General features: G+C 61.9%; 16 protein-coding genes. 12 read left to right on the top strand and 4 right to left on the bottom strand.

The features are described from left to right. Window positions 1-192: 192 nt before the first annotated feature. Entirely contained in the window at window positions 193-846 is a 654-nt protein-coding gene (locus HKL97_RS07155) for a class II aldolase/adducin family protein (RefSeq protein WP_363238539.1), read from the bottom strand. A gap of 106 nt (window positions 847-952) precedes the next feature. Here HKL97_RS07155 and HKL97_RS07160 point away from each other — a divergent pair, with 106 nt between their 5' ends. Further along, a complete protein-coding gene (locus HKL97_RS07160; RefSeq protein WP_291423853.1) occupies window positions 953-2290 on the top strand; it encodes an MFS transporter in 1338 nt (445 codons plus the stop codon). A gap of 86 nt (window positions 2291-2376) precedes the next feature. On the opposite strand, the gene HKL97_RS07165 is transcribed toward HKL97_RS07160, so the two are convergent. Continuing rightward, window positions 2377-3015 carry a LysE/ArgO family amino acid transporter gene (locus HKL97_RS07165; protein WP_291423855.1) on the bottom strand — a complete coding sequence of 213 codons (639 nt, stop codon included), beginning with the start codon at window positions 3013-3015 and terminating at the stop codon, window positions 2377-2379. 73 nt (window positions 3016-3088) lie between these two features. Between HKL97_RS07165 and HKL97_RS07170 the strand changes: the two genes are divergently transcribed. Then, a complete protein-coding gene (locus HKL97_RS07170) occupies window positions 3089-3988 on the top strand; it encodes a LysR family transcriptional regulator ArgP (RefSeq protein ID WP_291423857.1) in 900 nt (299 codons plus the stop codon). 4 nt (window positions 3989-3992) lie between these two features. Here HKL97_RS07170 and msrA read toward each other — a convergent pair whose 3' ends face one another. Both msrA and HKL97_RS07180 read right to left on the bottom strand, forming a co-directional pair. Next, a complete protein-coding gene (gene msrA, locus HKL97_RS07175; RefSeq protein WP_291423859.1) occupies window positions 3993-4562 on the bottom strand; it encodes a peptide-methionine (S)-S-oxide reductase MsrA in 570 nt (189 codons plus the stop codon). Further along, window positions 4559-4972, bottom strand: a complete 414-nt coding sequence (locus HKL97_RS07180) for an EVE domain-containing protein (RefSeq protein WP_291423861.1) — start codon at window positions 4970-4972, stop codon at window positions 4559-4561. The genes msrA and HKL97_RS07180 overlap by 4 nt, the downstream gene beginning before the upstream one ends. Before the next feature lie 64 nt (window positions 4973-5036). Between HKL97_RS07180 and HKL97_RS07185 the strand changes: the two genes are divergently transcribed. From HKL97_RS07185 to HKL97_RS07230, 10 genes are read left to right on the top strand one after another with little or no spacing between them, the layout of a single operon-like run. Continuing rightward, window positions 5037-5813 (top strand): heme ABC transporter permease, encoded by a 777-nt coding sequence (locus tag HKL97_RS07185; RefSeq protein WP_291423863.1) that lies wholly within the window; start codon window positions 5037-5039, stop codon window positions 5811-5813. Then, the gene (ccmD, locus tag HKL97_RS07190; RefSeq protein ID WP_291423865.1) at window positions 5810-5938 is read left to right on the top strand and encodes a heme exporter protein CcmD; all 129 of its coding nucleotides are present in this window, start codon (window positions 5810-5812) and stop codon (window positions 5936-5938) included. The genes HKL97_RS07185 and ccmD overlap by 4 nt, the downstream gene beginning before the upstream one ends. Beyond that, complete coding sequence (gene ccmE / locus HKL97_RS07195; protein ID WP_291423866.1) at window positions 5938-6444, top strand: cytochrome c maturation protein CcmE; 507 nt, start codon at window positions 5938-5940, stop codon at window positions 6442-6444. Before ccmD ends, ccmE begins: the two co-directional genes overlap by 1 nt. Beyond that, window positions 6441-8405: a heme lyase CcmF/NrfE family subunit gene (locus HKL97_RS07200; RefSeq protein ID WP_291423868.1), complete on the top strand. Its 1965-nt coding sequence runs from the start codon at window positions 6441-6443 to the stop codon at window positions 8403-8405. The genes ccmE and HKL97_RS07200 overlap by 4 nt, the downstream gene beginning before the upstream one ends. Continuing rightward, complete coding sequence (locus HKL97_RS07205) at window positions 8405-8962, top strand: DsbE family thiol:disulfide interchange protein (protein ID WP_291423870.1); 558 nt, start codon at window positions 8405-8407, stop codon at window positions 8960-8962. The genes HKL97_RS07200 and HKL97_RS07205 overlap by 1 nt, the downstream gene beginning before the upstream one ends. Further along, complete coding sequence (locus HKL97_RS07210) at window positions 8959-9402, top strand: cytochrome c-type biogenesis protein (RefSeq protein WP_291423872.1); 444 nt, start codon at window positions 8959-8961, stop codon at window positions 9400-9402. Before HKL97_RS07205 ends, HKL97_RS07210 begins: the two co-directional genes overlap by 4 nt. Then, window positions 9399-10025, top strand: a complete 627-nt coding sequence (gene ccmI / locus HKL97_RS07215) for a c-type cytochrome biogenesis protein CcmI (RefSeq protein ID WP_291423875.1) — start codon at window positions 9399-9401, stop codon at window positions 10023-10025. Before HKL97_RS07210 ends, ccmI begins: the two co-directional genes overlap by 4 nt. A gap of 24 nt (window positions 10026-10049) precedes the next feature. Further along, a complete protein-coding gene (locus HKL97_RS07220; protein WP_291423877.1) occupies window positions 10050-10205 on the top strand; it encodes a DUF1674 domain-containing protein in 156 nt (51 codons plus the stop codon). Window positions 10206-10222: 17 nt separating this feature from the next. Next, window positions 10223-10522, top strand: a complete 300-nt coding sequence (locus HKL97_RS07225) for a hypothetical protein (protein WP_291423879.1) — start codon at window positions 10223-10225, stop codon at window positions 10520-10522. 1 nt (window position 10523) lies between these two features. Further along, window positions 10524-11120 carry a chalcone isomerase family protein gene (locus HKL97_RS07230; RefSeq protein ID WP_291423881.1) on the top strand — a complete coding sequence of 199 codons (597 nt, stop codon included), beginning with the start codon at window positions 10524-10526 and terminating at the stop codon, window positions 11118-11120. Window positions 11121-11215: the final 95 nt, after the last annotated feature.

Consider the following 11215-nt stretch of genomic DNA (forward strand, 5'->3'; position numbering starts at 1 on the left):
GAAGCCTGGAATTTCATCGCCAATGACGCAGCTCGAATTACCTCAATCGGAACCAGAGACTGGGCATGCGTCAATCTTTAGGGCTGCTGGTATAAGCCGTTCGATTTCCTCATTCAAGATCAACCGTGGACGGGCAAACCCGCCGGGCGGTCACAACCCGGCGGCGGCGCGGCGGCGGCTGGCGCCGGTGGATTAGATTTTTTTAATGTTGGGTCCGTAGACTTCGGAAAATTGCCTGAGCGCGGCGGCCACTTGCGCATCGGTGAGCAGCACCGGCCCGCCGGCGGCAAGCGAGAGCAGATATTGTTGCGCCAGGGTCTCCAACTCGGCGGCGGCGGCCAACGCGGCCTCGATGGTTCTGCCCGTGGCGATGGCGCCGTGGTTTGCCATCAGGCAGGCGGTACGTTCTTTCAGGGCGCGCAGCACATGGGCTGAAAGCTCCGCCGTGCCAAACAGGGCATAGGGCGCGCAATACACCGGCGCGCCGCCGAAACGGGCGATCATGTAATGGCAGGCGGGGATCTCTCGCCGGGCCATGGAGAGCGCGGTGCAGTAAGGCGCGTGATGATGCACCACGGCGCCGGTCTGCGGCCGGGCGAGATAAATATCCAAATGAAACCGCCATTCCGAGGAGGGGCGGTAATCGCCGTCATAAGCGCCGTAGTCACCATCCAGCTTGATCAGGGGGAGCATTTCCGGCGTGAGCTGATCATAGGGGATGGCCGAAGGGGTGATGAGAATGCCTTGCTCCGTGCGGCAGGAGAGGTTGCCGGAGGTGCCTTGAGCCAAGCCGCGCGCGGACATGGCGCGGGCGGCGGCGATGAGGGCGGTGCGGTCTTGCATCATGCGTGTTCGTAACATGGGAGGCGGCGGGGTCAATCTGGCGCCACTTTGGCGTTGTGCCGCAGAGAGCTGCTTGGCGCCAAGGGCGGAGGTGCCATACCCTTTGGGCATGACTGTTCTGACCGCAATTTCCATCGCGGGTGGCTTCACCTACCGGGGCGAGCAAGGCTATGCCGGAGCTACATGCGAGAAGGACGCAATTGCGTCCCGTATCGCGCCCCTCTGTTTGCATTGGCGCAACCTGACGATGTCATCACTGTCTACGAGCGAAGGTTCCAGTGTGCGCCTGAATATCGCGGCATTTGCCGGCGGTTTTGCGACGTTCATCAACATGTGGTGCACGCAGGCGCTGCTGCCGGTGCTGGCGGCGGCGTTTCACGTCTCCGAGGCAAGGACGGGGCTGACGGTAACGGCCCCGCTGGTGGCAACCGCGGTGACCGCTCCCGTGGTGGGGCTGATTTCCGACCGGTTCGGGCGCAAGAAATTCATTGTGGGGGCGGCGCTTCTGCTGCTGGTGCCAACCATTCTGGCGGCCACTTCATGGAGTTTCAACGAGCTGGTGCTGTGCCGCTTCGTGCAAGGGCTGATGCTTCCATTCATTTTTACCATCACCATTGCCTACATCGGTGAGGAGACCAGCGGCGGCACGGCGGCGCGGCTGGCGGGGACTTATCTCTCCGGCGCGATTTTCGGCGGATTCTTTGGACGGTTGCTGGCTGGGCTGATGACCGCGAATTTTGGCTGGCGGGCTGCTTTCTGGGCGATTGCGGCGCTGACGCTGGCGCTGGCGGGGATTATCGCCGCGACCTTGCCGAAGGAGAAACTTTTCCGGCCGATCCACGGGCTGCGCCGCGCGCTGGGGGCGTTTGCGTTGCATCTGGGCAATGTGCGGCTGATGGCGACATGCGCGGTGGGGTTTGGCGTTTTATTCAACCTCGTGGCGACATTTACATTCATCAATTTCCGGCTGGCGGCGGCACCGTATTTTCTCGGCCCGGCGGCGCTGGGAGGAATTTTCGTGGTGTATCTGGGCGGGGTGGTGATGAGCCCGGTTTCGGCACGGCTGGCCAACCGGTTTGGACGGCGCCGGGTGATGGCGGTGGCGGCGCCGCTGGCATGGGCGGGGCTCGGGTTGACGCTGGCATCGCCGCTTTGGTTGATCGGGATTGGTTTGTTGCTGATGTGCTCAGGAATTTTCATGCAGCAGACGCTGGCGACCGCGTTTGTGAGTGTGGCGGCGCGGGAGGCGAAATCAACCGCTGTGGGGCTGTATGTGGCGATTTATTACGTCGGCGGGAGTGCGGGCGGCGTGGTGCCGGGCGAACTCTGGCATGAATATGGCTGGCCGGGATGTGTGGCGGTTGTGTGCGCGATGCAGTTGGCGATGCTGGCGGCGGCGTTGCGGTTTTGGACGCCTGTGCCGGCGCTCCACGTGGAGCACATGTGAAGGATTTTTGTTAACATATTGTTAGTAAAGTTTAATTTTTTACTTGCACCCCAATTTGTGCGGGTTTGGTGCGAAAAAACAACGAATTACCCAAGCCAGCCCAATTGCTGCAAAGCATGCAAGACCAAAGAAGCGGCAAGCGCCAGCATGACGGTGCCGACCAGGGCATCGAGCACGCGCCAGGCGGCCGGGCGCATGAACACAGGCTTGAGCAGCCGCGCGCCAAAGCCAAGCGCGGAAAACCAAAGAAAACTCGCAGTGGCTGCGCCCGCCGCGAAAAACGGGCGCAGGTGCGGCGGTTGAGCCGAGCCGACCATGCCCAGGAGCAAAACGGTATCAAGATAGACATGCGGGTTGAGGAAGGTAAACCCCGCGGTTGCCGCCAGCGCCTGGCCAAGGGTTAGCCGTGCGGCCTGCCCCAGGACCACCGAATGAGGGCCGCCGATGCGGCGGTAGGCCATGATGCCATGCCAGCCCAGGAACGCCGCGCCGCCAAGCGAGAGCAACAGGGTTAATTGCGGGGCGGCGGCGAGGAACACCCCGGCGCCGCTTACCCCCGCCACAATCAGCAGTGCGTCAGCGCCGCTACAGAATAGAACGATGGCGCCGATATGCTCATGGCGCAGACCCTGACGCAGAACAAAGAGATTTTGCGCGCCGATGGCGATGATCAGCGCGGCGGAGGTGGCAAAGCCAGTTGCGAAAGGGGGGATGAAGGTTTCCATGCCTGGAGCTATGGCCGCCGGTTTTACATTAAAAAAGCTTGTTTTTCTAATGTTGGTTAAGCATTACTTGTTTATGTTGGATTATGCGTCTCTGGCCGCGGTGGGTGCGGTGATCCGTGAAGGCAGTTTTGAGCGGGCTGCCGCTGTGCTTGGCATGACGGCCTCGGCTGTTTCTCAGCGGGTGCGCGGGTTGGAGGAGCGGCTGGGCGCGGTGTTGATCGTGCGCGGGCAGCCTTGCCTGCCCACAGATCTGGGCCGGACGCTTTGCGCGCATCTGGACCGGGTGCAGTTGCTGGAGGTTGATCTGGCCCCGGCACTGGCCGGGAGGGACGGCAAGACCGGCATACCGCTCACGTTACGGCTTGCGGTGAACGCGGATAGTCTGGCGACGTGGTTTCCGCAGGCGGCCGCCGCTTTTGGACGCGAGACGGGGATTTTGCTCGACCTGATTTTGGATGATGAGGCCCATACGGCCGCCCGGTTGCGTTCAGGCGAGGTTCTGGCCGCGGTGACGGCGGACCCCGACCCGGTGCAGGGGTGCCGGACGGTGGCGCTGGGGGCATTGCGCTATGTAGCGTGCGCCAGCCCGGATTTCATGTCCAGGCATTTCGGCGCGGGGGTGGATGCCGCAGCACTGGCAAAGGCGCCTTGCATGCGCTTTGACCGGCGCGACATGTTGCAGGCACGGTGGGCGGGCGAGGCGTATGGACTCAGCCTGCCGGCGCTGGCCAACTGGGTGCCTTCCACGCAGGGGTTTCTCGACCTTGCGCTCGCGGGGCTGGCCTGGGGGCTGCACCCGCTGGAGCTGGCGCGCCCGCATATCGCCGCGGGCCGCCTGATTGAGCTGCCGCCATATTTAAGGCTGGATGTGAAGCTTTATTGGACCGTTGTGCGCCTGCACGCGGCGGCGTTGAGCCATTTGACCAGGGCCGTTTGCACGGCCGCAAGCCAGAGCCTGGGAGGGGATGGATGATACTTCAGGCGGGTTTGCGCAGGCGGGCTGCGAAAATTTTGCGGAGTTTGGTGATTTTGGGCGTGATGACGGCGTTGCAGTACCCGGAATAAGGATTGCGGGCGAAATATTGGTCATGTTCCGGCTCGGCACGGTAGAAAACCGGCGCGGGGGAAAGTTCGGTAACGATTTTGCGCCCCCAGGCGCCGGCGGTTTCAAATTCAGCGATGATTTTTTCAGCCGCGGCGTGTTGGGCGGGGCTTTGGTAGAAGATGACAGAGCGGTACTGGCTGCCGATGTCCGCACCTTGGCGGTTGAGGGTTGTGGGGTCGTGAATGGTGAAAAAGACGCGCAGCAGATCCTCAAAAGGGAGGATTGCGGGGTCAAAAATGACCTGGACGACCTCGGCATGGCCGGTGGCGCCGGTGCACACCTGTTTGTAGCTGGGGTTTGCAACCTGACCGCCGGCGTAGCCCGATTGCACGGCGGTGACGCCTTGAAGCTCGGAGAAGGCGGCCTCGGTGCACCAGAAGCAGCCGCCACCCAGGATTGCGGTTTCCTCCCTCGTGGTTTCAGCCATCGTGGTTTCAGTCATTTCACGCCCCCCAATTCGCACAACTCTGCCCAGTGTTGCGCGCTCACCGGGGCGACGGAAAGCCGGGAGAGACGGACCAGGGCAAGGTCTTTGAACCTGGGGTCTGATTTGATGGTTGCAAGGGAGATGGGGCGGGGGAGCGGCCTGAGGGCCTGCATGTCAACACAGACCCAGGCGCCGCTTGCGGCTGTGGGGTCCGGGTAGGCCTCGGCGGCAACCTGTACGATTCCCACGATCTCCTTGCCGATGTTGGAGTGGTAGAAAAAGGCCAGATCGCCCTTGCGCATGGCCATGAGATTGAGCTTGGCGCTATGGTTGCGCACGCCGGTCCAGGGTTCCACGCGGTTTTGCACCTGTTGATCCCAGGAGAAGGAATCGGGTTCGGATTTTACCAGCCAATAGTTTGTCATGACATTACTGTAATCGGATTTCCTGACGCTTCAAATCCTGGCCGCACTGGCCTATTAGACGGGCATGAATGAAAACGTGATGATGGCCGCGCGCATGAGCAAGACCGGGGCCTGGTTGCATTACTTCGCCAATCCCGGGCGGTTTTTAAGGTTTGTGCGCCCTGCCCTGCCCTGGGCCGCGGCCATTTCCTTCGCGCTAACGGTGGCTGGCATTGTGTGGGGCTATGCCTTTGCCCCTGCGGACTGGCAGCAGGGGGATGCGGCGCGGATCATGTATGTGCATGTGCCGGCGGCGTGGGTTGCGATGTCTGGCTATGCGATGCTGGCGGGGGTTTCGTTCTTCTCCATTGTGTGGCGCCATCCGCTGGCGGATTTGGCAGCGGAGGAGATCGGCCCGGTGGGGGCTGGGTTTACGTTTGTCTGCCTGGTCTCCGGCGCGCTGTGGGGCAAGCCGATGTGGGGGGCTTACTGGGTCTGGGATGCGCGGCTGACCTCGGTGCTGGTGCTGTTCTTTTTGTATCTGGGGCATATCGCGCTGATACGGGCGTTTGATAACCCGGCGCACGGGCACAGGGCGGCGGCGATTCTGGCGATGGTCGGGGCGATCAATCTGCCGATCATCGTGTTCTCCGTGCAGTGGTGGAATACGCTGCACCAGGGCAATACGATCTCGTTTACCGGCGGCTCGAAAATTTATATCACCATGCTGTATCCGTTGCTGATCTCGACGGTTGCGTTTTATCTGAGTTTTCTGACTTTGGTGTGCGCGCGGATGTGCGCCGCGATCATGGAACGGCGGACACGAACGCTATTGGTGGCGGCGGCGGAGCGCGAATCATGAAATTCGCGGTATTTATCAACGGCAGTTATGGTGTGACCGTGGCGTTTTTGCTCGGCGTGGGGTGGCTGACCTTTGCGCGCTACCGCCGCGCCGTGCGGCGCCTGCGCGCCGTGGAGACACGCTGATGCGCGGCGCGAAGAAGCGGCGGTTGTATCTGGTATTGGCGATTGGGCTTTGTTTGAGCGCGGCGGTTGGGCTATCGCTGGCGGCGTTCTCCTCGACGCTGACGTTTTTCCTCTCGCCGCGCGCGGTGGTGGCGAAGCATCCGGCACCGGGCATGAACTTCAGGCTCGGCGGCATTGTGCAGGTAGGGACTGTGAAGACCGTGATCAACGCCGGCACGCCGACGACAAGTTTCCGGGTGACCGACGGGCAAGCCTCCGTGCCGGTGGTGTATACCGGGCTGCTGCCGGATCTGTTCCGCGAAGGACAGGGGATTGTGGCGATCGGCGCGATGAATGCCAGCGGGCAGTTTGCCGCCGATGAGGTGCTGGCCAAGCATGGGTCCACCTATATGCCCAAGGATGTTGAAGAGTCGCTGAAGAATGCCGGCAAATGGAATCCGGCCTTCGGTCCGGCCCCGGCCGCCGATACGTGGAACACCATGAAAGTGAAGGGGAGCGGATCGTGATACCGGAACTTGGACATTTCGCGCTGGCGCTGGCGGTGGCCCTGGCTTTCGCCCAGGGGGTAATTGGGATTTTTGCGCCGGGGTTGCGCGATCCGCGCGCGATGCGCGGGGCGCCCGCGTTGGCGCTGAGTCAGTTTCTGGCGATCGGGGCGGCGTTTCTCGCGTTGATCTATGCCGGGGTCGTCTCGGATTTCACCGTGGAGAATGTTGCGAATTTTTCATCCGCCCAGGTGCCGCTGCTGTACCGGATTACCGGCACATGGGGGAACCATGATGGCTCCATGCTGCTGTGGTGCTTCATCCTCTCGCTCTGCGGGGCGACTGTGGCGGCATTCGGCAACGGGCTGCCGGCCTCGTTGAGGGCGCGCGTGCTGGGCGTGCTGGGCCTGGTTTCCGGCGGGTTTTTGTTGTTCACGCTGACAGTGTCTGACCCCTTCACGCGGCTGTGGCCGCCGCCGCTTGATGGCGCCGGGGTTAACCCGATTTTGCAGGACCCGGGCTTGGCGTTTCATCCGCCGGTTTTATATACCGGCTATGTCGGGTTCTCGGTGGCGTTCGCGTTTGCCATCGCGGCGTTGATCGAGGGGCGCATTGATGCCGCCTGGGGCCGCTGGGTGCGCCCGTGGGCGCTGATCTCCTGGTGTTTTTTAACCGCCGGGATCGCGCTGGGGAGCTGGTGGAGTTATTATACGCTGGGCTGGGGCGGGTATTGGTTCTGGGATCCGGTGGAGAACGCGGCGTTGCTGCCATGGCTGACCGGCACCGCGCTGTTGCATTGCGCGATTGTGGTGGAGAAGCGCGAGGCGCTGAAGGCGTGGACGGTGTTGCTGGCGATTGCTACGTTCTCGCTGAGTTTGTCAGGCACGTTTCTGGTGCGATCTGGAATTCTGAACTCGGTGCATTCGTTCGCGGCGGCGCCGAACCAGGGATTGTTCATTCTGGCGCTGCTGGCGATTACCATTGGCGGCTCGCTGTTGCTGTTTGCCATCAGGGCGCCGATTTTGGCGGCGACGGGGATTTATGCGCCGCTCTCGCGCGAGAGCGCGCTGGTGCTGAACAATATATTCATCTGCTCGATCGCGACGGTGGTGTTTGTTGGCACGTTGTATCCACCGTTCGTGAATTTGCTGTTTGGCATTCAGCTTTCCATCGGCGCGCCGTTTTTCAATGAGACGGTGCTGCCGCTGGCGGGGCCGATTATCCTGGCGATGGGCGTGGGGCCGATGATGGCCTGGAAGCGCGCCGCATTGTTGCCGGTGTTGCGGCAATTGTGGCTGGCGGCGGCGGTGGGGCTGCTGGTGTTTCTGGTGATGGCGGCGAACCGGCATGTGATCGCGGCGCTGGGGCTGGCGGGCGGCGCCTGGGTGGTGATGGCGGCGCTTACGGATATTGCCGGGCGGATCAGGTTGTTCCGGGTTTCAGCCGGAAGCTCCCTGGCGCGGCTGTGGGCGCTGCCGCGCGCGGCTGTGGGCGCGACGCTCGGGCACATCGGCTTTGGCATGATGGTGCTTGGAATCGCGGGGATGACGCTGGCGACGCAGAAGGTGATTGTGCTGAAGCCTGGACAATCTACCCAGCTAGGCGGCTACACCTGGACGCTGGATGACATTCATGATGCGCCTGGGCCGAATTTTTCGCAGCGGGTGGCTGATATTTCGTTGAGTGAAAATGGCAAGGTGTTCATGACGCTGCATCCGGCGCGGCGGTTTTTCAGCGCGCAGAAGGTGATTACCAACACGGCCGCGATACGGACCAACGGGTTCCAGGATATATATGCGGTGTTTGCGGCTGAACCGCCGGGCTCGGGCGGGGCGGAGCTGCGGTTGAACCGGCATCCGCTGGCGCCCGAGATATGGCTGGGCGGGTTGGTGATGGCGCTGGGGGGTGGGATTTCACTCTCCGACCGGCGCTTGCGGGTGGGTGCGCCGGCGCGCAAAAAGCCAGCGGGGGCTGTGGCCTGATGTCGCCTTTGCGTAGACGGTTGTTGTTTGGGATTCCGCTCGCGCTGGCCGTGGCCGGTGGTGAGGGGTTTTATATTATCCTGAGGCGGATGCAGGAAAATGATTACGACCCGCACGCCCTGCCCTCGCCGCTGATCGGCAAACGGCCGCCTGCGTTCAACTTGCCCGGCGCCGATGGGATGCAGGGTTTCAGCAATACCGATTTGTTGGCGCCGCCCAAGCCGATGCTGGTGAACTGGTTTGCCTCCTGGTGCGTGCCCTGCCTGCAGGAAGCGCCGATGCTGATGAAACTTGCCAAGACGGGGCTTGAGATTTGGGGGATCGCCTATCAGGATCATCCGAAGGATCTGGCGAATTTCATCAGCACGAACGGTAACCCTTATACACGGCTGGCGGCGGATGCCTCGGGGCTGACGGCCATCAACTGGGGGGTTTATGGTGTGCCGGAGACGTATTTCATCGATAAGCAGGGGATTGTGCGGTGGCGTTACGCCGGGGCGCTAACCGATGATGTGGTGAGCGGCACGTTGCAGCCATTGTTGCAGAAATACGCATGAGAAAATTACTTTTTGTGCTCGCGTTGGTGCCTGCCCTGGCCTATGCGCAGACATTGACGCGCGATGGCGTGACGCTGACCCCGGCGCAGGAGGCGCGGGCCGAGGATATCGGCAGCCAGTTGCGCTGCCTGGTGTGCCAGAATGAAAGCATTGAGGGTTCCTCAGCCGATTTGGCGAAGCAGCTGCGCACGATCATCCGCCAGCATGTGGTGGCCGGAGATTCCAGCAAGAGCATCATGAATTACATGGTGCAGCGTTATGGGATTTTCGTGCTGCTGAAGCCGCCGTTCATGCGGCTGACCTGGGCGCTGTATGCCTCGCCGTTTATCGGCATCATACTTGGATTTTTTGGATTTTGGCTCATGCGGCGCACAAAAGCGGAGGCCCCTGCCCCGCTCACTGACGCCGATGCCAGACGGTTGGATGAATTACTGAAATGATATTTTTGATGATGCTGGGGCTGGCCCTGGTGCTGATGCTGCCGCTGGCCGTGATGTTCATCGCACCGCGGCGAACGCAGGGAAGACGCGAGGTGGCGCTCGCGCTGCATAAGGCGCAGCTTGTGGAATTGGCGCGCGATCTGGCCGATGGACGGATTGGCGAGGCGGAATATGCGGCGGCGAAGCTGGAGGTGGAACGCCGCTTGCTCACCGCGGATGGCAGCGTGGAGCCGGTGTGGAACGGCAATGCGAAACTGCTGCTGATCGCGACCGTGGTGGCCGTGCCGGTGGCGGCGTTTGCGCTGTATCTGCCGGGGAGTACGCCTGGTGTTCCCTCGGAGCCGCATACGCAGTGGCTGGCGAAAGAACAGGCGGCGCAGGCGAAACTGGCAGTGTTCGTGACGGAGTTGCGGGCGCGCCTGGCGGCGGAAGATCCCAATTCGGCGGATGCCAGCCAGGGCGAGGCGTATCTGGGTGAGGCGCTGGCGGAACAGGCGGGGGAAATTACGCCCGAGGCGCTGGGATATTTCAAGCAATCGCTGGCGAATGCGCCGCAGAATGCTTCGTGGCGGCCGCTGGATGTGCAGCGGATTGGCGAGGCCGCGCAGGCAGCTTCACAGTAAGCGATTTAAGTTTATGGTGGGGACATGGATACAGATAAAAAGCCTGAGACAGAAAACTTGCAGCCAGTGCCAGCAAAGCCGCAGACGATAAAGCTGCCGCCGGAAATTGGCGGACAGAAAGGCCCCGAGCCGACACGCTATGGCGACTGGGAAAAGAACGGACGCTGCACTGATTTTTGAATACAGGAGTGATTGCCGTGAAGTCTGTTGCGGGGGTTGTCGGGCTTCCACTCGTGGTGGCGGGGATCGTGTTGTTTTTCGCGGTGCCGCTGATCGCAGAAAATACGGGAAATGAGTGTCAGGCGCTGGAAAAATACAATGCCAGCAACGCCGCGCGCAACGTGACGGGCTCAACCACGGGGCCGATTTATGGCATGCTCAACGGGTTGGCGCGCTCGGTTGCAACCGGCGAGGCGACGAGTGCCGCGGAGGCCAACGCGCATCCGAATATTCCGGTGAGTGTAAGCTGCGCCTATGATTTCTGGAAGGCTTTCTAGGGTGCTCCGGGGCTTGTCCGGCAAGCCGGGGATTGTTTTCATGGTGCTGGCGATGCTGGATTTCGGCTTGCGGCCGGCAGTGGCGGCGCAGCTTGCGGGCGTAAGCCTGCCGGACACGCAAACCGTGGGGACAACGCAGCTGCAACTGAACGGCATCGGGCTACGCACCTATTCGGTGCTGGGCATCCATATTTATGTCGCGGGTTTGTATTTGCAGCAGCCGAGCCATGATGCTGAAGCGATTTTGGCCTCACCCGGGATCAAGCTGGTGCAGATGCATTTTGTGCATGGTGTTGGTGTGAGCGCGATGCGCGGCGCCTGGCGCAGGGGGTTAACGAAGAACTGCGTTGCGCCGTGTGTGCTCTCGCAAGCGCGGCTGGCGCAGTTTCTGGCGGCGTTGCGCCCGGTAAAAGCCGGAGAGGATGTGAGCATCGAATTTCAGCCCTGGGGCGCTGAAGCGTTTTATGACGGGGTTTCGGTGGGAAGGATCGACGACCCGGGATTCGCGCGGCTGATGCTGGAAGTTTTTATCGGGAAAAACACCACGGTGCCGCAATTGAAGCGGCAACTGCTTGGAGATGGGCCCGCGGCAGGCTAGTGGGACACGTCATTGAAAATGCCGTGTCCCACTAGCGTCATATTTAGCGCGCGCCGCCCACCAACCCGCGCGCAGTACCCTGCGTCATGAATGAC

Source organism: Acidocella sp. (genome assembly GCF_013044125.1).
Lineage (GTDB): Bacteria > Pseudomonadota > Alphaproteobacteria > Acetobacterales > Acetobacteraceae > Acidocella.

Excerpts from the sequence above, each read along its gene's own strand:
- HKL97_RS07155 (WP_363238539.1), bottom strand. The coding sequence starts at position 846 with ATGATGCAAGACCGCACCGCCCTCATCGCCGCCGCCCGCGCCATGTCC.
- HKL97_RS07160 (WP_291423853.1), top strand. The coding sequence starts at position 953 with ATGACTGTTCTGACCGCAATTTCCATCGCGGGTGGCTTCACCTACCGG.
- HKL97_RS07165 (WP_291423855.1), bottom strand. The coding sequence starts at position 3,015 with ATGGAAACCTTCATCCCCCCTTTCGCAACTGGCTTTGCCACCTCCGCC.
- HKL97_RS07170 (WP_291423857.1), top strand. The coding sequence starts at position 3,089 with ATGTTGGATTATGCGTCTCTGGCCGCGGTGGGTGCGGTGATCCGTGAA.
- msrA (WP_291423859.1), bottom strand. The coding sequence starts at position 4,562 with ATGACTGAAACCACGATGGCTGAAACCACGAGGGAGGAAACCGCAATC.
- HKL97_RS07180 (WP_291423861.1), bottom strand. The coding sequence starts at position 4,972 with ATGACAAACTATTGGCTGGTAAAATCCGAACCCGATTCCTTCTCCTGG.
- HKL97_RS07185 (WP_291423863.1), top strand. The coding sequence starts at position 5,037 with ATGAATGAAAACGTGATGATGGCCGCGCGCATGAGCAAGACCGGGGCC.
- ccmD (WP_291423865.1), top strand. The coding sequence starts at position 5,810 with ATGAAATTCGCGGTATTTATCAACGGCAGTTATGGTGTGACCGTGGCG.
- ccmE (WP_291423866.1), top strand. The coding sequence starts at position 5,938 with ATGCGCGGCGCGAAGAAGCGGCGGTTGTATCTGGTATTGGCGATTGGG.
- HKL97_RS07205 (WP_291423870.1), top strand. The coding sequence starts at position 8,405 with ATGTCGCCTTTGCGTAGACGGTTGTTGTTTGGGATTCCGCTCGCGCTG.
- HKL97_RS07210 (WP_291423872.1), top strand. The coding sequence starts at position 8,959 with ATGAGAAAATTACTTTTTGTGCTCGCGTTGGTGCCTGCCCTGGCCTAT.
- ccmI (WP_291423875.1), top strand. The coding sequence starts at position 9,399 with ATGATATTTTTGATGATGCTGGGGCTGGCCCTGGTGCTGATGCTGCCG.
- HKL97_RS07220 (WP_291423877.1), top strand. The coding sequence starts at position 10,050 with ATGGATACAGATAAAAAGCCTGAGACAGAAAACTTGCAGCCAGTGCCA.